The 21,289-nt window shown below is 70.2% G+C and carries 17 protein-coding genes; 5 read left to right on the top strand and 12 right to left on the bottom strand.

Going from position 1 to position 21,289, the window contains the following annotated elements; genetic code table 11:
* The first annotated feature begins 82 nt into the window (after nucleotides 1–82).
* Nucleotides 83–2,206 carry an alpha-galactosidase gene (locus AC1DMN_RS04435; protein ID WP_477231052.1) on the top strand — a complete coding sequence of 708 codons (2,124 nt, stop codon included), beginning with the start codon at nucleotides 83–85 and terminating at the stop codon, nucleotides 2,204–2,206.
* A 2-nt stretch (nucleotides 2,207–2,208) separates the two neighbouring features.
* Nucleotides 2,209–3,594, top strand: a complete 1,386-nt coding sequence (locus AC1DMN_RS04430) for a hypothetical protein (RefSeq protein WP_477231051.1) — start codon at nucleotides 2,209–2,211, stop codon at nucleotides 3,592–3,594.
* A gap of 70 nt (nucleotides 3,595–3,664) precedes the next feature.
* Here the strand turns inward: AC1DMN_RS04430 and AC1DMN_RS04425 are convergent, their stop codons facing one another.
* The 3 genes from AC1DMN_RS04425 to AC1DMN_RS04415 all read right to left on the bottom strand — a co-directional run bounded on the left by AC1DMN_RS04425 (nucleotide 3,665) and on the right by AC1DMN_RS04415 (nucleotide 8,655).
* On the bottom strand, nucleotides 3,665–4,714 hold the full coding sequence (locus AC1DMN_RS04425; RefSeq protein WP_477231050.1) for a LacI family DNA-binding transcriptional regulator: 1,050 nt from the start codon (nucleotides 4,712–4,714) through the stop codon (nucleotides 3,665–3,667).
* Nucleotides 4,715–4,795: 81 nt separating this feature from the next.
* On the bottom strand, nucleotides 4,796–5,740 hold the full coding sequence (locus tag AC1DMN_RS04420) for an aldose 1-epimerase family protein (protein ID WP_477231049.1): 945 nt from the start codon (nucleotides 5,738–5,740) through the stop codon (nucleotides 4,796–4,798).
* Nucleotides 5,737–8,655 carry a DUF5107 domain-containing protein gene (locus AC1DMN_RS04415; protein ID WP_477231048.1) on the bottom strand — a complete coding sequence of 973 codons (2,919 nt, stop codon included), beginning with the start codon at nucleotides 8,653–8,655 and terminating at the stop codon, nucleotides 5,737–5,739. Before AC1DMN_RS04415 ends, AC1DMN_RS04420 begins: the two co-directional genes overlap by 4 nt.
* 85 nt (nucleotides 8,656–8,740) lie before the next feature.
* Between AC1DMN_RS04415 and AC1DMN_RS04410 the strand changes: the two genes are divergently transcribed.
* Nucleotides 8,741–9,628 carry an AraC family transcriptional regulator gene (locus tag AC1DMN_RS04410; protein WP_477231047.1) on the top strand — a complete coding sequence of 296 codons (888 nt, stop codon included), beginning with the start codon at nucleotides 8,741–8,743 and terminating at the stop codon, nucleotides 9,626–9,628.
* A gap of 47 nt (nucleotides 9,629–9,675) precedes the next feature.
* Nucleotides 9,676–10,074 (top strand): VOC family protein, encoded by a 399-nt coding sequence (locus AC1DMN_RS04405; RefSeq protein WP_477231046.1) that lies wholly within the window; start codon nucleotides 9,676–9,678, stop codon nucleotides 10,072–10,074.
* A gap of 149 nt (nucleotides 10,075–10,223) precedes the next feature.
* On the opposite strand, the gene AC1DMN_RS04400 is transcribed toward AC1DMN_RS04405, so the two are convergent.
* The 3 genes from AC1DMN_RS04400 to kynU all read right to left on the bottom strand — a co-directional run bounded on the left by AC1DMN_RS04400 (nucleotide 10,224) and on the right by kynU (nucleotide 13,483).
* Nucleotides 10,224–11,426: a pyridoxal phosphate-dependent aminotransferase gene (locus AC1DMN_RS04400; protein WP_477383912.1), complete on the bottom strand. Its 1,203-nt coding sequence runs from the start codon at nucleotides 11,424–11,426 to the stop codon at nucleotides 10,224–10,226.
* Between the two features lie 164 nt (nucleotides 11,427–11,590).
* Complete coding sequence (locus AC1DMN_RS04395) at nucleotides 11,591–12,040, bottom strand: hypothetical protein (RefSeq protein ID WP_477231044.1); 450 nt, start codon at nucleotides 12,038–12,040, stop codon at nucleotides 11,591–11,593.
* A 114-nt stretch (nucleotides 12,041–12,154) separates the two neighbouring features.
* Nucleotides 12,155–13,483, bottom strand: coding sequence for a kynureninase (gene kynU / locus AC1DMN_RS04390; RefSeq protein ID WP_477383911.1), 1,329 nt, complete (start codon nucleotides 13,481–13,483; stop codon nucleotides 12,155–12,157).
* A 101-nt stretch (nucleotides 13,484–13,584) separates the two neighbouring features.
* On the opposite strand from kynU, the gene AC1DMN_RS04385 reads away from it, so the two are divergent.
* Nucleotides 13,585–14,055, top strand: a complete 471-nt coding sequence (locus tag AC1DMN_RS04385) for an Lrp/AsnC family transcriptional regulator (RefSeq protein ID WP_477231042.1) — start codon at nucleotides 13,585–13,587, stop codon at nucleotides 14,053–14,055.
* On the opposite strand, the gene AC1DMN_RS04380 is transcribed toward AC1DMN_RS04385, so the two are convergent.
* The 6 genes from AC1DMN_RS04380 to aceB form a co-directional block, all read right to left on the bottom strand.
* On the bottom strand, nucleotides 14,042–14,797 hold the full coding sequence (locus tag AC1DMN_RS04380) for a methyltransferase family protein (protein ID WP_477231041.1): 756 nt from the start codon (nucleotides 14,795–14,797) through the stop codon (nucleotides 14,042–14,044). The two genes, AC1DMN_RS04385 and AC1DMN_RS04380, sit on opposite strands and share 14 nt — an antisense overlap.
* 22 nt (nucleotides 14,798–14,819) lie before the next feature.
* Nucleotides 14,820–16,427 (bottom strand): HD domain-containing phosphohydrolase, encoded by a 1,608-nt coding sequence (locus AC1DMN_RS04375; RefSeq protein WP_477231040.1) that lies wholly within the window; start codon nucleotides 16,425–16,427, stop codon nucleotides 14,820–14,822.
* The gene (locus AC1DMN_RS04370) at nucleotides 16,427–17,191 is read right to left on the bottom strand and encodes a hypothetical protein (RefSeq protein WP_477383909.1); all 765 of its coding nucleotides are present in this window, start codon (nucleotides 17,189–17,191) and stop codon (nucleotides 16,427–16,429) included. The genes AC1DMN_RS04375 and AC1DMN_RS04370 overlap by 1 nt, the downstream gene beginning before the upstream one ends.
* Nucleotides 17,192–17,279: 88 nt before the next feature.
* A complete protein-coding gene (rraA, locus tag AC1DMN_RS04365; RefSeq protein WP_477231038.1) occupies nucleotides 17,280–17,744 on the bottom strand; it encodes a ribonuclease E activity regulator RraA in 465 nt (154 codons plus the stop codon).
* A gap of 109 nt (nucleotides 17,745–17,853) precedes the next feature.
* Entirely contained in the window at nucleotides 17,854–19,449 is a 1,596-nt protein-coding gene (locus AC1DMN_RS04360) for an isocitrate lyase (RefSeq protein ID WP_477231037.1), read from the bottom strand.
* A gap of 44 nt (nucleotides 19,450–19,493) precedes the next feature.
* Nucleotides 19,494–21,179 (bottom strand): malate synthase A, encoded by a 1,686-nt coding sequence (gene aceB / locus AC1DMN_RS04355; protein ID WP_477383907.1) that lies wholly within the window; start codon nucleotides 21,177–21,179, stop codon nucleotides 19,494–19,496.
* Between the last annotated feature and the right edge of the window lie 110 nt (nucleotides 21,180–21,289).

Raw genomic sequence — 21,289 nt, 5'->3', positions numbered from 1 at the left:
TCACACACTACCGGATATCAGCAAATGTGCAAGAATCTATTGCAAGATTGCAGAACGTGCCGTGAAGACTCGAAGGAGAGCAATGAGCGCCGAGACCGTGCACCTGACCGCTGGAGGTGTGAGCGTCGTGCTGGCGCTCGACGTGGACGCGATGCCCGTCGTCGTGCACTGGGGCCGCGCGCTCGGCCCCGTCGATGACGAGATCCTGGCCGCGCTCGCCCGCAACGGGCACCGTCAACGCGTGGTGGACGAGCCCGACGCACCACGGCCCGTCGGTGTGGTTCCCGAAGCGCGGCAGGGATGGCTCGGCTTCCCTGGCGTCGCCGGTCTGCGCGAGGGGCGAGCGCCGTTCGCGGCGTTCGCCCGCGTCGAGGCCACCGTGGCGGGGGAGCGGGCGGTCGTGACCGGGCGCGACGACGCGGCAGGGCTCATGCTGCGGCAGGAGATCGAGCTCACCGGAACAGGGGTGCTCCGAATCCGCGCTGCTCTGCGCAACATCGGCGAGGATGCGTTCACGGTTTCCGGGCTCGACATCGCGGTGCCGATCCCGGCCAGGGCCGCCAGCCTCCTCGACTTCACCGGGCGGCACAGCGCGGAGCGGCGACCGCAGCGTGCGGAGATCGTCGACGGCACGCACCTGCGCGAGAGCCGACACGGGCGGACAGGGCCGGATGCGGTCACGCTGCTCGTCGCGGGTGAACCCGGGTTCGGTCCGGCGCGTGGAGAGGTGTGGGCTGCGCATCTGGCGTGGTCCGGCAACCAGCGGGTCTGGGCTCACCGGACCAACGGCGGGTACTCCTTCCTGGGCGCCGGCGAGCTTCTGGACGCCGGCGAACTCGTGCTCGAGGGCGAGGAGGAGTACACCACCCCGTGGCTGGTGCTCACGTACGGCGAGGGCCTGGACGAGGCGTCGGCGCGGATCCATGAGATGCTGCGGGCCCGTCCCGAGCATCCTGCCGTCGGACGCCCGATCACGCTCAACACCTGGGAGGCGGTGTACTTCGACCACGAACCGGCGCCGTTGTTCGCCCTCGCGGACCTCGCCGCCGGGATCGGCGTGGAGCGGTTCGTGCTGGACGACGGCTGGTTCCGCGGGCGTCGGCACGACCGTGCCGGGCTCGGCGACTGGTACGAGGACGAAACCGTGTGGCCAGAGGGCCTCGCACCTCTGGTTGATCACGTGCGCGCGGCGGGGATGCAGTTCGGGTTGTGGTTCGAGCCGGAGATGGCCAATCCGGACTCGGACCTTGCGCGGGTCCACCCGGAGTGGATCCTCAGCCCGATCGACCGCGACGCTCCGCTCGCGCGCAATCAGCTCGTGGTCAACGTCGCGCATCCCGACGCGTTCGCGTACCTGCGTGAGCGACTCGTCGACATCATCACCCGCCATCGTGTGGACTACGTGAAGTGGGATCACAACCGCGACCTGATCGAGCCCATCGACCGGCGCCTCGATCGCCCAAGGGTGCATCGGCAGACGCAGGCCGTGTACGCGCTCATGCGCGCGGTGAAGGACGCCTGCCCGTGGCTGGAGATCGAGTCGTGCTCCTCGGGCGGCGGCCGCATCGACCTCGGCGTCGTCGAGGTCGCCGACCGATTCTGGACCAGCGACTCCAACGACCCGCTGGAGCGGCAGCGCATCCAGCGCGGCACGAGTCTCCTGGTGCCGCCGGAGATGCTCGGTTCGCACGTGGGTGCGCAGGTCGCGCATGTCACCGGCCGGGCCTCATCGATGACGTTCCGTGCGATCACCGCCCTGACTGGCAGCTTCGGCATCGAGTGGGATCTGCGCGAGGCGACCGATGCCGAGCGGGCGGAGCTCGCCGGATGGATCCGCATCGTGAAGGATGTCCGTCCGGTCGTCGAGCGCGGGCGCCTCCATCGCCTGGAGACCGAGGACGCGTTGATCGCACAGGCCATCGTTGCTCCCGGGAGAGAGCGGGCGATCGCGACGCTCACCGCGATCGACTCGCCCGCGCACGTACCCGGCGGATTCCTGCGGATTCCCGGCCTGGATCCCGCTGCACGCTACCGGGTCAGGCGGATCCTGCCCGACGGCGCGGACGACCCGACGCGGCGCCGCGCGCAGCCGGGATGGTGGACCGAAGGAGCGAAGCTGCCGGGCGGCATCCTCGCCGAGATCGGATTGCCGCTGCCGACACTGCGCCCGCAGGATGCCGCGCTGGTCGAGTTCACGAGGATCTGATCGTGCTCGCCCTGCGCACGGATGACGGGGAACTCCGCGACATCTTCGAGACCGCGCGTGCCGATGCGCTCTCCCACCTCGTGGCGGGCGGGCAGCGCGGTCCGCGCGATGTCTCCGAGCAGTGCCCGGCAGGAGCCGGCACGGTGCTCTACCGGGACTCGTATCGGGCCGGATACGGGCACCGCAGCGGGTACTATCTGCGCGACCTCGCGCATCAAGCCGTCGGCGCACAGATCCTCGGGCTCGGCATGCGCACGGCGGCCATGATCGAGTCCTTCCTGCGCTCGGCCGACGAACGACGGGGTGGCTGGCCGTATTGGGCCGTCAACTTCGACCACGAGACGCCCCTCGCGATCGACTACCGGGGGCCGGACGACTTCGTCCGCGAGCTGCCCGCGGTGTTCGAGCTCGCGGAGACGGTGCAGGTGCTGCACCGCTGGGGCGCCGACCCGCGCTGGGCCGCCGAGGCGGATGCCGTGCGCCGCATCGTCACCGCCTTCGTCGACCGGCACGACCAGGCGCCGCGCAACGGAGTCGCCGAGGCGAGCGGCGCGGGGATCTTCGAAGGCACAGCCAGCTACAACGAGCTCCCCGGGATCGTGCTGCGCGAAGCCGGGGACGGCTTCGCGGCGCAGTATGCGGCGACGCGCCATGTCGCTGCGCTCGCCGGAGGCGCCGGGGCGCCGGATCCCGAACTCGAGCAGCAGGCCCGGCTCCTCCGTCACCACTACCGAGACGTCTGGAGCAGGCATCCTTCGGGCGACGTCGTGTGCGGCTGGACCGCGGAGGGGGAACCGGTGCGCGCCTGGTCGCGGGAGTCGACGTGGTTCCCGCTGCTCAAAGGGCTGCTCGTGGACGAGCGCGCGGGGTACGAGCTGGACCGTGTCGATCGCCTATGCCAGGCGCCCGAAACGGCGCCGAGGAACGTGGAGGCGCTGACGTACCTGCCCGACCTGTATTTCCGGCATGCGCGTCCCGAGCAGGCCTGGGACTGGATGCGCCGGATCCACGCCCTCCGCGGACAGCCCCACGAGGTCTCTGCGCAGGGGACGAACGGCAGCTATCCGGAGGTGCCGTTCACGCTGCTGGCCCAGATCGTGCTCGGCCTGGTCGGGCTCGAGCCCGATGCGCCTCGGCGCACGCTCACCCTGCGTCCCGGGCTGCCGTCCGCCATCGGCGAGATAGAGCTCGCCGATGTACCGTTCGGGGACGGCGCCGTCACGGTCGCGGTGACGCCGGCGGAGTGCCGCGTGATCAACCGGACGTCGACGTACCTGCGTGTCCGGCTCGCGGATGCTCGGGGCTTCCGGGATCCGCACCTCGGCGGCGCGGCGCGCGAGGCCGGTGCGGTCGCGCCGGAGGGCGAGATCCGGATCGCACGGCACTAACTATCGCGAGGAACATGCGCGGCGCCGGTCAGCGGTTGATCGGATGCGTCGGGCGTGCGCCGACGAGTGGTCAGGGCTCCGATCCGGCGGCCCGGACTGGTCCGGTCGACCGGCGCACTCGCAGCTCCGGCTCGACCAGTACTTCCTCGGTGCGGATCGGGCGATCCTGCACCATCGTGACCAGTGTCCTGGTGCAGATCTCGGCGATCGTCTCGATCGGCTGGCGCACGCTGGTGAGGGGCGGGTCGGTGAAGTCGAGCACGTACGAATCGTTGTATCCGATCACCGACACGTCCTGAGGTACGCGCAGCCCGCGTCGGGTGATCGCGCGGTACGCGCCGAGCGCCATGTCGTCGCTCGACGCGATGATCGCGGTCGCGCCTGCGGAGAGCAGCTCGTCGGCGGCGCTGCGCCCGCCTTCGATCGAGTAGTGCACGCGCACCACGAGCTCCTCGGCCGCGGGTATGTCGCGTGCGTCCATCGCGTTGACGAAGCCCTCGACGCGGCGATCGGCGGGGATGTTGCTCGTCGGTCCTGCGATCAGCCCGATCCGACGATGGCCGAGATCGTACAGGTGCGCGACGGACAGCTCGGCCGCGTGCCAGTCGTCGGTGGAGACCGTGGGCGCGTCGGCATCGGCGAACGGGCCGTTCACGGTGAGGAACGGAACTCCGCGGGATTCCAGCAGCTGATGCGCGACCGGATCCGAATTGCGCATCGTGTTGCTGGAGGAGAGGAAGATCGCGCCCGCGATCCCCTTGTCGATCATCATGTCCACGTAGTCCTGCTCCACGATGGAGCCGGGAAAGACGGGGCAGATCACCGCGCGCAGGCCGTACGGCGAGAGATACGTCTCGATCTCGTTGCACATCTCCGCGAAGATCATCCCCTTGAGGCTCGGCACCAGGATGAGGACGATCTCGCCCTTGACGGAGCGTTCGTACCCGACCTCGCGCAGCGCCGCCTCGACCTGCTCACGCGTCTTCTGGGCGACGCCGTACTTTCGGTTCAGGACGCGGCTGACCGTCGCCTCGCTGACTCCCGCGATGGTCGCGATCTCGGACAGCCGCATGGAACCGGCCGGAGAGCGCGTCTTGCGCGCCGCGGAGTCAGAGGACATTCCTCCATCATGCATGAGCGCGACGCGCCGTGCGGTTCTTGGGCGCAAGCGCTGCGGACACGTTCGCGCGTCGGCAGCGGCTCAGCCCACGGCTCGGAGGATGAAGCCGATCCCGGCCGTCTCGCCGCGGGCGAGGACGCGCAGGTCGGTGCCGGAGTTGAACGCATCGGGTGCACAGGTCATCGGCTCCACTGCCACGGCGTCCCGGTGGGCCTCGTCCGTCGACTCGTCGGCCGTGTACACCTGGATCCAGCGCGTCCGCGCATCCCACTCGATCTCCGAACCGCGCCCTTCGGCATCGAGCAGGCGTGCCACGAGACGTCCGTCTGTGCTGGCGCGGAGGGCCGTGAACGCGTTGTTCACGGAGAGGTCGCCGATCCGCCGCGGACGCCGGAAGTCGAATCCTCGCCCCTCGCGCTCGACGGGGACCAGCCGGAACGGCAGCATACGCGGAAGAGAAGTGAGCATGACCTCGTCTGCAGGAAGCTCGAGGAAGCACCCGTCGATCGACCCGCGTCCTGCGTCACCCGCGCGCAGGTAGGGATGCGCGCCGAGGCCGACCGGAGCCGGATCCTCCGACAGGTTCGTGGCGCGGATCTCCTGAGCCAGCCCGTCTGCGGTCAACGCGAAGGAGACGTTGATGCGCAGCCGCCACGGATACCCGGGGCGAGGTTCGACCGTCGCGGAGAGCTCGAGCTCTGCCGGCCCCTGACGCAGGAGGGCGAACCGGGTCCCGGCGATCAGGCCGTGCGCGGCGCACCCCGTCGCGGGCTCGGTGATCGGGAGCTCGTGCACCTCGCCGCCGAACCGATAGCGTCCGTCCGCGAGCCGGTTCGGCCAGGGCGCCAGCACTGCGCCGCTCATCCGGGGCCTCGACTCGTGCGCCGAGTACCCTGCGATGATGTCGCGCCCCCGGTGCCGGAGTTCCCGCAGGGATGCCCCCGTGCTGTCCACGCACGCGGAGTATCCCGCGGCGCTCAGGGCGAACTGCCCTCTCGGTGGTGCAGGGGAAGCGGGAACGATCATCGGTCCTGCATCGAACGGGAGAACAGCTGCATCTCCGGGAGGCTCGTCGCGAAGTAATCGGTCTCGCCGTCCTGGCTGCGCGCGATCGGAGCGACGTACTGCGCGCGCTTCTCGCCGAGGGTCGCCGGCGGGTCCGCGGGGGACAGCCCCATCGCGGCGTGCACCGCATCCCACGCGGCGATCGCGAGCCCCTCTCCGCCCTCCCACGGGTGGAACCGGCGGGTCGTCAGGATCTCGTATGCCCGCGCGGGATCGGATCCGGCGAGCAGCGTCGAATACGCGATCGTGAGGTCGTCGCGCTCGAGCACCACGACCTCCGCCGCACGGAGCCGGTTCAGACGATCCAGGTCGGAATGCCCGAGAAGGGCGGCGAGCTGGTCCTGCTCGTACAGCAGGCGCGCGTCCGCGGGTGCGGCAGCCACGGCGCGGGCGTAGAGCCGCCACGCCTTGGTGTCGTCCTGCTCTGCCGTGTACGCCGCCAGCGCGGCGTTTCGCAGCAGCACGGGGTCGCCTGCGCCGAGCGCGAGCGCGCGATCCCAGTGCACGGCGGCCTCCGCCCGTCGTCCGTTCCCGTACAGCAGCATGCCGAGGAGGGAATGCGCGACGGCGTCATCCGGCTCCGCGGTCAACGCGGCGGTGAGCACGTCGAGCGCATCGAGGCCGGAGGGGAAGACGTAGGTCAGGTCGGCGCGGCGCGCGGCAGCGCGCGCCCTTCGAGCCGCGTCCGCTTCGCCTCGAAGACTATGGATCCCGGCTGCCGCATAGTGCGCGATCGGTGCGAAGCCTCCGCCCTCCGTGGCCGGCGCCGAGGCCGCCTCGGAGAGTAGGCGCAGCGCTTCGTCGAACGCCCCCGCGTCGCGGAAGTCGATGGCGGCGTCGAGGAGCAGTCCGGCATCGGAGAGCGGTCGCCCGGCGAGCACCCGCAGCGCGACGTCCAAGGGATCCTTCTGGAGCGCCGCACGCACGAGTGCGTCCGCTGCGCCCTTCTCGCCGAGTCGCTGCAGCAGGATGGCTCGGAGCGCGATTCGACGGGTGTCGTGTCCCACCGTCGCATCCAGCGAATCCAGAACGCGCAGTGCGGCCCGGTTCTGTCCCCGGAACGCCAGGGACCGCGCGAGAGCGAAGCCTGACGCCGCGGCCCAGGTGCCGTCCCATCCGGCCTTGCCGAACGCGCGCTCGGCCTCGAGGTCGTGGCCGAGCCGCCGGAGCACCAGCCCGAGCAGGTGATAGGCCTCGGCGTCGACCGGATTGGCGTTGCGTCGCGTGAGCCGGTCCAGCGCGCGCCGGACGAACGCGAGTGCGAGATCGTAGCGGCCGGATCGATAATGCCGTGCGGCGACGGCGATGTTGGTCCTGACATCGCCGGAGTCGCGGGACAGCGCTTCGTTCCAGTAATTCATCGGCGACCTCGTCGGGTGCCGATACTGATCGAGATGAACCCCGGTGAGGTAGAGCTCCTCCACCGACTCGATGTCCTGGGGCGCCGGAGGCGCGGTCGCCACCCGGGGCTCCTCGTCGGCGGCGGTCGACGGCGTCCAGCGCACGAGAAGCCGTCCGGAGGCGCTGCGGAGCTCCACGGAGTCGTCTGCGCCGAGATCGGCGGAGGAGTGCAGGCGAGCCACGTCCCCGGGGCGCAGATCCTTCGTCTCGGACGCGACGACGTCGGTTCCGCTCAGGATGCGCAGCACGGCCCCGGACTGCGCGCGGGTGACCGCGAAGGCGGCCGTCGTGCCAGGCCCCCGTTCCACGTGCACCGCCGCGTCCGGCGTTGCCTGATGGGCGACGCCGATGGCCGGGATCGGGAACCAGTGCTGTGTGAACGTCTTCGTCTCGCCGGGCAGGATCCAGCTGAAGTCCGGTTGATTGTCCGTGTAGACACCCGCCATGAGCTCCACATACGGCCCGTCGTCGTCCGTCAGCTGGTCGTCCCAGGCGTGGCCGAACGGTGCGTCTCCCCAGGTCCAGAGCTTCTTGCCCGGAGACACGCGTCGCTCGGCCCAGTGCACGAACCCTGCGCCCGCCGCGTGGTCGTACCCGCCGAAGAAGTCCTGCTGCGAGTCGACGATCATGTAGGACGTCGGAACCGGGATGTTCCGGTACCAGTCGATTCGGTCGGCCCCCGGACTCTTCGCACTGCGCTCCGGGTAGTCGACGCCGTAATACGAGCGATCCGCCGCAGGAAAGGCAGTGAGCGCCCGACGGGCGTGATCGGCGACGTGGCGAACGTCCTCGGGGAAGAACGACTGGTAGTCGTCACCGACCTTCGCGGCGACGTTCGCCCACCAGAGGAAAGACTGCCGCTCATCCGTGCGGTTGTGCAGGCGCACCGCGAGCTCCACTACCGAGCTGCCGGGGCGCAGTCGTACACCGTGCTGGGCGGACATCCGCGTGAACGGGTCGTGGTCGTGGCACCACACGGTCACACTCCCGTCGTCCGCGTACTCGATCGAGGTCTGCACGGGAAGGAAGGTCGCAGGGCGATGGTGCTGCGGCCAGTTGAACTCCACTCCGCCAGAGATCCAGGGGCCCGCGAGCCCGACCAGCGCCGGCTTGATCACGGTGTTGCGGTAGAAGAAGTCATAGCCGGTCGTCTTGTCGTACCCGACGTGGATCCGGCCACCGAGCTCGGGGAGTACCACGAGGCGGAGGAACTCGTTCTCGAGATGGATCGCATCCCAGACCCGTGGCTCCGCGTGGTCCGCGACGCTTTCGATGAACGGCAGCGGGTAGACCTTGCCACTCGACCCCTGATAAACGCGCTGATCCAGGTACATCGGGTACTCGCACGGGGCGCCGGGGGCATAGGTGCGGATCGTGACCGCCTCCCGCCAGGCGACGGCACGTCCCCGACGGATCCTCTCGGCGAGGTCCGCCGGGGCGTCGGGCAGTAGGGGATCGGTGCGGTCGCTTGTCATCGGTCATCCTTCTTCGCAGTGCGTGGGGCGACTCAGACGCTACGGGCCGCCGAGCGGAATGGGTATGGTGAGAACGGGGGGAAACATGGACGAATCGACGGCATCGGGTGAGCCAGCGCGCGCCGAGGGGTTCCCCGGGCAGCGGCTGTGCGTGGTGCCTCGGCCTCTCGTCGCGACGGCGCTGCGCGCACCGGTCACCCGCCGCCTCACGGTCACGGACATCGGCCTGTTCCCGCACGCGGCCGGTCATCGCCGCAGCCGAGATCACGGCGCGGCGGAAACCATCGTCATCCTCTGCATCTCCGGATCCGGCAGCGTACGGATCGGCGACGTGCGCTATCCGATCGGGCCGTCCGACGCGATCGTCATCCCGGCAGGGGCGGAGCATGAATACGGTGCGGATACGGCGGATCCATGGACGATCTGGTGGATGCATGTGCGCGGCGAGGACGTCGCAGAGCTGACTGGACCGGTGCTCGGGGCGCGGTCTCCGCTGCATCGGCTGAGCGCTCCCGACCGGGTCATCGTGCTGTTCGACGAGATCCTGACCCTGCTCGAGCGCAGACTCTCGCCGGGTCACCTCCTTTCGGCGTCCGGCGCCGCGTGGCAGCTTCTCGCGAGGATCGCGGCCGACGCGGCGCTGCCCGTCGACGACTCGCCCCTGGACCGCGCCATGCAGTTCCTCGAGTCACGGGTCGAGGCGGACATATCGGTCTCCGAGCTCGCCGCGATCGTCGGGCTCTCGCCGTCGCACCTCAGTGCGCTGTTCCGCAGAGCGACCGGCAGCGGCCCGGCCGCGTTTCACACGACCCTGAAGCTGGCCCGCGCGCGGGCGCTGCTGGATTCCTCCTCGCGCACCATCGCCCAGGTCGCCGCGGCGGTCGGCTACACGGATCCGTTGTACTTCTCCCGGCAGTTCCGCCGCGTRCACGGCATGAGCCCGTCCGCGTATCGCGCGCTCGACAAGGGGTGAGGTCGTCTCGACCGTGCCTCGCCGGAGCCGGGGCGTACGCTCGCAGCATGACCGGACTCGTTCCTTACATCCTGTTCCCCGGGACCGCCGTCGATGCGCTCCCGTTCTACCAGGCGATCTTCGGCGGTGAGGCGGTGATGCACACCTACGCCGAGTTCGGGCGGGCGGACGGCCCGGGCGATGCGATCGCCCACGGCATGCTCGTCCACGGCCCCGTCGAGCTCGCCGCTGCCGATGCCGCGCCCGATGCGGACGCCCTGCACATGAACGGCATGTTCTTCTCGCTCCTCGGCACGGCGGATCCGGAGACGCTCACGCGCTGGTTCGCGCAGCTCGGCGACGGCGGACGCGTGATCGACCCGCTGCAGGAGCGGCCGTGGGGCGCGCACGACGGCACGCTCGTGGACCGGTTCGGCGTGCACTGGCTCATCGGCTACGAGGACTGACGGTCCGCGCCCGGCCGCGTTCACCGGCCGGATACGCCGACGCCCCCTCTGGCGACCGAGGCCCCCTCTGAATCGCGTTGTTCAGGAGGGGCGCGGACAGCCCGAGGGGGCGTCGACGTAAAGCGGGCCAGCCTCAGAAGCGGACGGGCTCAGGAGGCGAACAGGCGCTGCAGGCGCTGCRCRCCCTCGAGCAGCTGGTCGTCGCCGAGCGCGTACGACATSCGGATGTAGCCGGACGGGCCGAACGCCTCGCCCGGGACCACGGCCACCTCGGCCTGGTCGAGGATGAGGTCGGCGAGCTCGAGCGAGGTCGTCGGCGTCACGCCGCCCCAGGTGCGTCCGAGCAGGCCCTGCACGTCGGGGTAGACGTAGAAGGCGCCGGTCGGGTTCGGCACCACGAGGCCGTCGATCTTCGACAGCTCCGAGACGATGAGCTTGCGGCGGCGGTCGAACGCCTCGCGGAACTGCTCGGCCTCGGTCTGCGGGCCGTTCAGGGCGGCGATCGCGGCGCGCTGGGCGACGTTGTTCACGTTGCTGGTGAGGTGCGACTGCAGGTTGCCGGCGATCTTGATGGCGTCGGCAGGACCCACCATCCAGCCCACGCGCCAGCCGGTCATGGCGTACGTCTTCGCGACGCCGTTGACCAGGATGGTCTGACCGGCGACCTCGGGCAGCGCCTCGACGACGGAGGTCGCCTTGACGCCCTCGTAGGTGAGGTTCTGGTAGATCTCGTCGGAGATGATCCAGATCCCGTGCTCGAGCGCCCAGGCGGCGATCGCCGCGGTCTCCTCGGGGGAGTAGACGGATCCGGTCGGGTTGGACGGCGACACGAACACCAGCACGGTCGTTCGGTCGGTGCGCGCGGCCTCGAGCTGGTCGACGGTGACCTTGTACTCCTGGTCCGCGCCGGCGAAGACCTCGACCGGCACGCCGTCGGCGAGGCGGATCGCCTCGGGGTAGGTCGTCCAGTACGGCGCCGGCAGCAGCACCTCATCGCCGGGGTTCACGACGGCCTGGAACGCCTGGTAGACGGACTGCTTGCCGCCGTTCGTGACGATGACCTGGCTCGGCGAGACTTCGAGGCCGGAGTCGCGCAGCGTCTTCGCGGCGATCGCCTCGCGCAGCTCGGGCAGGCCGGCGGCCGGGGTGTAGCGGTAGTTCGCGGGGTTCGCGAGGGCCTCCGCCGCCGCGTCCACGATGAACTGCGGGGTGGCGAAGTCGGGCTCACCCGCGGCGTACGAGACGACGGGCTTGCCCTCGGCCTTGAGGGCCTTGGCCTTGGCGTCCACCTTCAGCGTGGCGGACTCGGCGATGGCGGAGAGTTTGCGGGAGAGAGGTGCGCGTTCGGTCACGCCACCAGCGTACTCGCGCGCCTGTCGTGAGAAATGGCCATGACGTACAAAGCACAGGCGTCGTTCTCCGTCGTGGCGAACAGGTGCGTATGTCGGATCGGGCATACGTCGGCGACCGCCGGATCCGGCATTCGTCAGCGTCTGCGGGGGCTATCCGGTCGCCGTCACGTCAGGAACGACGGCGGGACGGCGCAGTAGTCGGCCAGGCGCCGGGTGGGCGCTTCGGGATCCGTCACGTCGACCAGCGCGGTGGCCGCCGTATGCGGCACCTCGTCGCGGTCGATGAGCCAGACCGAGAAGTGCCACAGCCCCCGTGTGCGCTCGGCGAGCAGGCCTGTCGTGCCGGAGACGATCTGGACGACGTCCGCCTGCGCGTCACGGAACGGCGTCACGATGTCCGACCGCAGGCCGGCCTCATCGCGATCCTCCTGCGCGACGACGGCCACCTCGATGCCTCGGGTGCGCAGCACATCGGCGAGTTCCTCGGCGAAGGCGGCCGAGCGCTCCGCGGATGGGCTGGCGACCGCGAGCAGCCGCGCTCCACGGGGATAGTCGCGGAGGAACTCTTCGGCGAGGTCGTCGAAGAGGGGGCGCATGGCAGGCCGGGCGGTCATRCCTCCAGCGTAGGCGCGGTCACCGCCCATGCGGCGCGATCCCGGTCTGCGGGCTCCGGCGCTCGGATCCGGGCCCGCACGGAGGATCTCGGCGCGCGGATCCGGCCGGGACGATCAGGTGACGGCGTCGCGCTCCCGGAACTCGGGAGCGCGCCACAGCTCCTCGTCGAGCACGCGGCGCAGGATCTCCACGGCGTCCCACACGTCGGCGTGGCCCAGATACATCGGCGTGACACCGAATCGCAGCACCTCCGGTTCGCGGTAGTCGCCGATCACGCCATTCGCGATGAGGGCCTTCATCACCGCGTAGCCCTCGGGGTGGCGGAAGGAGACGTGGCTGCCGCGCTGGCCGTCGTCGCGCGGCGTGATGAGCGTGAGCGGGTGGTGCGCGAGCCGGGTCTCCACCAGCCGGATGAAGAGCATCGTCAGCGCGAGGGATTTGCGGCGCAACGCCTCCTGGTCGACCTCGAGGTGCATGTCGAGCCCGACCTCCATCGTGGCCATCGACAGGATCGGCTGGGTGCCCACGAGGAAGCGCCGACCACCCGGAGCGGGGGCGTAGGAGTCGGTCATCGCGAACGGGCGATCGTGCCCCCACCAGCCGGTGAGCGGCGTCTCGACCCGGTCGAGGTGGCGTTCGGCGACCCAGAAGAACGCGGGGGAGCCGGGGCCGCCGTTGAGGTACTTGTAGGTGCAGCCGACCGCGAAGTCCGCGCCGGCATCGGCGACGGCGACGGGCACCGCGCCGACCGAGTGGCAGAGGTCCCAGACGGCCAGGGCGCCCGCATCGTGGATCTGCGCCGTCGCCCCCGCCATGTCCCACAGGTGGCCCGTGCGGTAGTTGACCTGGGTGAGCAGCACCACGGCGACGTCCTCGTCGAGCGCCGCGTCGAGGTCCTCGGGCGCGTCGATCAGCCGCAGGGAGTAGCCGCGGTCGAGCAGGGCCATCAGTCCCTCGACGATGTAGAGGTCGGTGGGGAAGTTCTCCCGCTCCGACACGATGACCCGGCGCTCCGGGGCGTCCTGCTGCTGCAGCCGGATCGCGGCCGAGACCGCCTTGAAGACGTTGATCGAGGTGGTGTCGGTCGCGACGCACTCACCTGCGCCACCGCCGATGAGCCGGCCGATCTTCTCTCCGATCCGGAGGGGCAGGGCGAACCAGTGGTTCTTGTTCCAGCTGCCGATGAGGTCCGCGCCCCACTCGCGGCTGACCACGTCGGCTGCACGGGCGACGGCGTCGCGGGGGAGCGCGCCGAGCGAATTGCCGTCGAGGTAGACGATGCCCTCGGGGAGGGCGAAGCGCTCGCGGAGGGATGCCAGTGGGTCGATCCGGTCGGCTTCCTGGCACTGCTCGCGGGTGATCGGCGCGGTATCCGTCATCGTGGAATCCTCCTCGGTCGTGGATCCGGCTCGGGCAGCCGGGATCCGGAGATCACGTTCCATGATGACGAATCGTCGACACAGCGCCTAGGATTCCGACAAATATCCGAGATTCACGTTGAATTGCGATGGATCACCGGATCGATGACGCCTCAGGAGGCACGATGGCGGACGGAATCCGGCTCACTGCGACGGATCGGCGGATCCTCGAGGAGCTGTCCCGTGACGGGCGGCTGTCGAACAAGGAGCTTGCCGCGCGGGTCGGCCTGCCCCGCTCGACCTGCCACGGACGGGTGCGCGCGCTCGAGGAGGCCGGCGTGATCCGGGGCTATCACGCCGAGCTCGACCCCGTGGCGGCCGGCGTCGGCGTCGAGGCGCTCATCATGGTCGCGGTCAAGGAGGACGCGCGGGATCAAGTGCCCGCCATCACGGCCCGCCTCCGCACGATCACCGGTGTGCAGCGCGTCTACCTGATCGGAGGCGTGCACGACCTCGTCATCCACGTCGCCTGCGAGAGCGTCCCGGGGCTGCGCGACTTCCTGCGCACGCATCTCGGATCCGTGCCGGCGCTGGGGCAGACCCAGACCCAGCTCATCTTCGAGCAGCACGCCGGTGCCGCGGTCATTCCGGGGTGAGCAGCGAGCCGCTGCGCCGCCGCACGGCCGGACGCAGCCCCGGCACGAGCGCGGGCGTGCGCTCGGCGTAGCGCGCGTAGGGCTCGCCGAGCTCCGCACGCAGATCGCGCTCCTCGAACCGGATCCCGATCGCGATGTAGCCGCTGAACGCCGCAGCGAACAGCGCGTGGCCCCAGGTCATGATCGGCGTGGCCCAGAACGCCAGGAGCAGGCCCAGCATGAGCGGGTGCCGCACGAGCGCATAGAGCCAGCGAGCCTGGAAGGCGGAGGCGGGCGGACGCCCCGACACGGCCTGACGGAGCCCGACGAAGCCCAGGTGGTCGATCAGGAACGTGGAGCCGATCGCGATGAGCCATCCCAGTGCGCAGACCGCCCACAGCGCGGTGCGCCAGGGCTCGGCGCCCACGTCCCAGATCACCGTCGGGATCGGCCGCCATTGCCACAGCACGAGCGCCAGCAGCGCACTCGCCGCCAGCACGTACGTCGAACGTTCGACTCGCACGGGGAGCATCCGGGCGAACCGTCGCTTGGTCGAGGCGCGGGCGAACACCGAGTGGTGCAGCGCGAACACGGCCACCAGCAGCAGGTCGATGGCCACCGCGATCGGCCAGGCCGTGGCGGGCCCGCGGTCGACGGCGGTGGCGGGTCCGATATCGGAGAGGAACGCGACCGCCCAGACGATCACGGCCAGGAAGGCAAGATAGGCGACGGTGGCGTAGGCCGTGGCGAATACTCGCGTCATGACATCCCCGATCCGCGGTTGCTCACACCGGACGGCCGATGAAGCCGTGATCGATCGCGAACAGGCTCGCCCCGACCCGGTTCGCGACGCCGATCTTCGCGTAGGTGTGCTCGACGTGATTGCGTACGGTCTTCTCGCTGAGCGTCAGAACCGCGGCGATCTCGCGGTTGCTCCGCCCCTGCGCGACGAGCGTCAGGATCTCCGCCTCGCGAGGGGTGAGTCCGGCGGGAAGGGGCGGTCGTGTCCTCCGTGCACCGGTGCCGCCCGTCGCCGCCGCCGCGACCGCGGCGACCGCCTCCCCGTCGAGGTGCCCGGCGGCCACGCGCCGGCGCAGGCGCTCGATCGCCTCACCCGGTTCGAGCGCGGCACGGTACGGGCGCGGCTCGATCGCCGCCCGGAACGCGACGGCGGCGGCGAGCAGGCGGTCGGACCGGGTCAGGCTCGTCCCGGGCACTCCGGCCGGATAGCCGCTGCCGTCCAGGTGCTCGTGATGCGCGCGCACCAGGGCCGATTCGGCAGCGAGGCCCGGGATGCGCGCGAGCACGCGTCCCCCGAGGTACGGATGCATCCGCACCCGCTCCCAGTCGCCGTCGTCGAGCACGTCCGGCTTCGACCAGATCAGGTTCGACACGCCCAGTCGCCCGATGTCGTGCAGATGCGCCGCCCGCCGGAGGGTCGCGACCTCGTCGGCGGGCACGCCGATCTCCCGGGCCGCCACACCCACGATCTCGGCGACCCCGCGCGAGTGCCCCAGCAGGAACGGGCACTTCAGGTCGGCGAAGTCGCCGATGGCGGCGACGGCGGCGTCGAGCGCATCGCCGTGCAGCACGTCGTCCCGATCGGGCGCGCACTCCAGGGCGGCGCGCCACGCGGCGGATCCGTGGGGGATGTCGAGCAGCGCGGCCGCATCGGCGGTGAACGCATCGACGATCAGGGGATCGAACTGTCCGCCTCGGCGCTCGCGGGCCATGCGGACCGCCGCTTCCGCTCCGCCGAGTCGATCGTGCACCTCGGCCGTGTCGGCGAGCTGCGCGATCCGCATCGCGATCGGGATCTCCTCACCTGCGAGCCCGCGCGGCAGGCCACGACCGTCGTATCGTTCGAAGGCCGCGGACACGGCCTCCTGCACCGCTTGCGGGAGGCCGAGCCGCTCGGCCAGCAGCGCGGCCGAAAGGCAGTGCGAGTGCAGCAGCGTGCCGAGGCTGCCACGCGAGTCGATCATGAGCGCGGTGAGCGTCGTCGCGCGCTGAACGAGCGGGCGGCCCTGCGCGACGTGCTCGACCAGGAAGCGCAGGAACGGCAGCCCCGACCAGTCCACCAGGTAGGAGGCGCTGCGCACGGCGATGTCATCGCCGAACCAGCGCGCGTACTCCTGCGAGTCGGCCGTGCAGCCGATCCACATGAGCAGCGTCGCCTGGTAGGCGGTGCCGCGCTGATCATCGTCCAGGCCCAGCCGCGCGGCGAGGCGATCGGCGAGGAGCGCGGCGCGCATCATGTGCTCCGCCGGCTGGCCGAGGCCCAGGTCGATCGCGACGGAGACCGCCGCGATCATCTCGCCCCGGGTCGGAGCACCGGCTGTCGCGCCCACAGATCCATTGTCGGCGACGCGGTCCTGCAGGGCCAGAGACATCAGCGCGGCCGCGCATCCTCGGTGCGGCCGTCCTCGGGCACGATCACGGCCGTGTGCTCCGCGGCATCGAAGGCGCTGAACCGGGCGTCCCCCACGTAGAACAGCCCGTGCTGCGGCATCCAGAAGTCGCCGAGACGGCTCTGCCGGCTCAGCGCCCCGATCGGGCCGAGGTCGCGGCCGTGGATGGACGCCGTGCTCGCCGCGACGCGCCAGAKCCGCGTSGGRACGACCTGGAAGCGCTGCCGRTTGGGGGCGGCGCCGGCCATGCGCATCCGTCCGGTGCGCAGCATCGGACGTGCCAACGGCCCCATGGCGCGCAGCAACGGGTCGCTGCGGCGGGCGGCCGTGGGAAGAGCGGATCCGAGCGCGGACATCGTGCGGGTCGCCGGCGTCGCCCGCAGCGTGAGCTCCCACTCCAGAACCCCGGGGATCCGCACGTGCAGATGCCTCGGATCGGGCCAGTGCAGGTCGATCTCCGGCACGCGCTCGAACGTCGCGGCCGAGCTGAAGTAGCGCGGGCAGCTGTGCACCGGATCGGTGGTGGTGAACATGTGCCAGGCGCCGTCCGGAGCCCGGTGCCAGACCGCTCGGTACGCGGGACCGATGCTGGTCCGGGTCATCACCCGCAGCGCAAAGCAGTCGCCGCCGCGGAACGCCAGGCCGAGCACGCCGAATCCGGTGAACCGCTCGTCGTCGCCCTCGGGAAGGCGAGGGTGGCCCGTCACCTGGACTGAGGCGGCCTGAGGAGTGCTGGTGGTGGACATGGATCCACCTTCGGGCGGCGGGTGCGCCAGCGCATGAGGCATCCGCCCCGACTTCCGGTGCGGATGGAGCCGACCCGCGCGGGACGCGTCAGCGCTCGACGAGCACGCCGTCCTCGTCGGCGTAGAGCCGGGCGCCGGGACAGAACTCCACGTCGCCGAAGCGCAGCATCACGTCGACATGTCCGGTTCCTGTCTTGGCGCTCTTGCGCGGGTTGGTGCCGAGGGCCTTGACGCCCAGAGGGAGCCTGCCGATCGCCGCGCTGTCGCGGATCGCGCCGTGGATCACGACGCCTGCCCAGCCGTTCGCGACCGCGCTGGACGCGATCATGTCGCCCATCAGCGCCGTGCCGAGGGATCCGGATCCGTCGACGACCAGCACGGCGCCGTCGCCCGCGGTCGCGAGCAGGTCCTTCACGAGCTGGTTGTCCTGGAAGCAGCGCACCGTGCGGATCGGGCCTTCGAAAGCGACGTTCCCGCCGAAATCGCGCAGCTGCAGGGCGAGGGACTGCAGGGTGTCTCCGTGCTCGTCGTAGAGGTCGGCGGTGGAGGTCATGGCAAGGATCCTTTCAGACGCGGTCGGCGGGACGTCTGCACGACGCGGGAACACCTGCACGAGCGGATCGGTCATCCGGTCGTGCAGGTGCTCCCCGATCGTGCAGGTGTCAGCTGAACTGGTTCATCGTGTTGTGCTGACCGCCGGCCTTCAGGGCCGCGTCGCCGGCGAAGTACTCCTTGTGGTTGTCGCCGAGGTCGGATCCGGCCATGTTCTGGTGCTTGACCGTGGCGATCCCGCCGCGGATCTCCCGGCGCTGCACACCCTTGACGTAGGCGAGCATGCCCTCGTCGCCGAAGTAGCCCTTCGCGAGGTCATCGGTCGACAGTGCGGCCGTGTGGTAGGTCGGCAGGGTGATGAGGTGATGGAAGATGCCGGCGCGGGCGGATCCGTCGCGCTGGAACGTGCGGATCTTCTCGTCCGCGAGACGCGCCAGCTCGGTGTCGTCGTACTCGACGCTCATCAGCTTGTCGCGATCGTATGCCGAGACGTCGGCACCCTGCGCGGCGAGGAGGTCGTACACCTGCTGACGGAAGTTCAGCGTCCAGTTGAACGACGGGCTGTTGTTGTAGACGAGCTTCGCATTCGGGATCACCTCGCGGATGCGGTCGACCATGCCCGCGATCTGCTCCACATGGGGCTTCTCCGTCTCGATCCACAGCAGGTCTGCACCGTTCTGCAGCGACGTGATGCAGTCCAGTACGCAGCGGTCCTCGCCGGTGCCGGGTCGGAACTGGTACAGGTTGCTCGCCAGGCGCTTCGGGCGCAGCAGCGCGCCGTCGCGCTTGATGACCACGTCGCCGTTGCCGAGCTCGGACTCGGAGATCTCCTCGACATCGAGGAACGAGTTGTACTGGTCGCCGAGGTCGCCCGGCTCGTGCGTGACGGCGAGCTTCTGGGTGAGGCCGGCACCCAGGGAGTCGGTGCGGGCGACGATGATCCCGTTGTCGATGCCGAGCTCGAGGAACGCGTAGCGGACCGCGTTGAGCTTGGCGATGAAGTCCTCGTGCGGCACGGTGACCTTGCCGTCCTGGTGRCCGCACTGCTTCTCRTCCGAGACCTGGTTCTCGATCTGGATGGCGCACGCGCCCGCCTCGATCATCTTCTTGGCGAGCAGGTACGTCGCCTCGGGGTTGCCGAAGCCGGCGTCGATGTCGGCGATGATCGGGACGACGTGGGTCTCGTAGCCGTCGATCTGGGACTGGATGAACTCGGCCGCCGTCTCGTCTTCGGCTGCGCGCGCCGCGTCGAGCTGCGTGAAGAGCAGGTCCAGCTCCCGGGCGTCGGCCTGACGGAGGAACGTGTAGAGCTCCTCGATGAGCGCGGGCACCGCGGTCTTCTCGTGCATCGATTGGTCCGGCAGGGGCCCGAACTCGGAGCGGAGCGCGGCGACCATCCAGCCGGAGAGGTAGAGGTAGCGCTTGTTCGTCGTCTTGAGGTGCTTCTTGATCGAGATCAGCTTCTGCTGCCCGATGAAGCCGTGCCAGACGCCGAGCGACTGCGTGTACAGCGACGAGTCGGCGTCGTACTCCGCCATGTCGCGGCGCATGATGTCGGCGGTGTACTGCGCGATCTCGAGGCCGGTGCGGAAGCGATTCTGCGCCCGCATGCGGGCTGCGGACTCGGGGTCGATGGCGTTCCATCCGGATCCGGCCGCCGCCTTCAGCGCCTGGATGGCGTCGATGTCGTCCTGGTAGCGAGTCATGGTCATTCCTTCGTTCGTGGGCGATGGGTCGGGCGTCGAGGGGATCAGGCGGTCTCGACGAGGAAGCGGGAGTAAGCGGGCAGCGTCAGGAACGCCGGGAACTCGGGCTGCAGCGCCACCTCGCGGAACACCGCCGCGGCGTCCTCGAAGCGGTCGTCGGTCCCAGAGCCCGTCGAAGGGCGGGGGGTCTCGGCGAGCACGTCGGAGATCAGGCCCTCGACGTACTCGGCCGTGATGGGGGTGCCGTCCTGGGTGGACTGGCCCTGGTGGATCCACTGCCACACCTGCGAGCGGCTGATCTCGGCGGTCGCCGCGTCTTCCATGAGGTTGTCGATCGCCACGGCGCCGAGGCCCCGCAGCCATGCCTCGATGTAGCGGATCGCCACGGAGACGTTGTCGCGCACGCCCGAGGCCGTGATCGGCCGGCCGATGTGCACGTCGAGCAGCTGCTCCGCGCGGACCTGCACATCGTCGCGCTGCCGATCGAGCTGGTTGGACCGCTCGCCCAGCACCGCGTCGAACTCGGCCTGCGCCGTGGGGATCAGGTCGGGGTGCGCCACCCAGGTGCCGTCGAAGCCGTCGCCGGCCTCGCGCTTCTTGTCTGCGGCGACCTTCTCGATGGCCCGGGCGGTCACCTCGGGGTCGCGCCGGTTGGGGATGAAGGCGCTCATGCCGCCGATCGCGTAGGCGCCGCGCCTGTGGCAGGTCTGCACGAGCAGCTCGGTGTAGGCCCGCATGAACGGCACGGTCATCGTGACCTCGCTGCGGTCGGGCAGCACGAACCGGGCGCCGCGACCGCGGTAGTTCTTGATGATCGAGAAGATGTAGTCCCAGCGTCCGGCGTTCAGGCCGGCGCAGTGCTCGCGCAGCTCGAACAGGATCTCCTCCATCTCGAACGCGGCCGGCAGCGTCTCGATCAGCACGGTCGCGCGGATCGTGCCGCGGGGGATCCCGAAGTACTCCTCGCTGAACGTGAACACGTCGTTCCAGAGCTTCGCCTCCTCGCTCGACTCGAGCTTGGCGATGTAGAAGTACGGCCCGCGACCGGCTTCGATCAACGCCTGCGCGTTGTGGAAGAAGTAGAGGCCGAAGTCGACCAGCGAGCCCGAGGCGTCCATGCGGCGACCGGTGCGGTCCGTGAACTCGAGGTGCTTCTCGGGCAGGTGCCAGCCGCGGGGGCGCATCACGATAGTGGGGGTCTGCTCGGCGGTGACGCGGTACTCCTTGCCGTCCTCGCTCGTGTGGGTCAGCCGGCCGCGGATCGCGTCGCGCAGCGACAGCTGCCCGCCGATCACGTTGCGCCACGTCGGGCTCGTCGCGTCCTCCTGATCGGCCAGCCACACCTTGGCGCCGGAGTTCAGCGCGTTGATGGTCATCTTCGGATCCGTCGGGCCGGTGATCTCCACGCGGCGGTCCTCGAGGCCGGGGCCGGCGCCGGCCACGCGCCAGTCGGCGTCCTCGCGGATGTGCCGGGTGTCGTCGCGGAAGCGCGGGTCGTGCCCGTTGCCGATCTCGAAGCGGCGGCGCATGCGGTCGGCGAGGCGATCGTGCCGGCGTCCGCCGAAGCGGTGGTGCAGCTCGGTGAGGAAGGCCACGGCAGCGGGGGTGAGGATCTCGCCGWAGCGCTCGTGCATGGGGCCGGTGATGCGGATCGCCGGGCCCTCGGTGCCGGAGACGGCTGCGCCGACGGTCCGGATCGGGGCGGTCGGCGACGCAGTGGGAATGGTCATGATCTGTCTCCTCCGTGAGTGGATCCGGTCCGGCTCGGTTGCTGAGCCTGTCGAAGCAGCCGGGGTGGCTTGAGACCACTCTGAGTGAAGATCTGGATTCGGCCAGACCA

It is taken from the genome of Microbacterium sp. 01T413_2 (genome assembly GCF_056398985.1).
The sequence above is the reverse complement of the archived record's forward strand: the minus strand, read 5'-3'. Positions and strand labels throughout refer to the sequence as shown.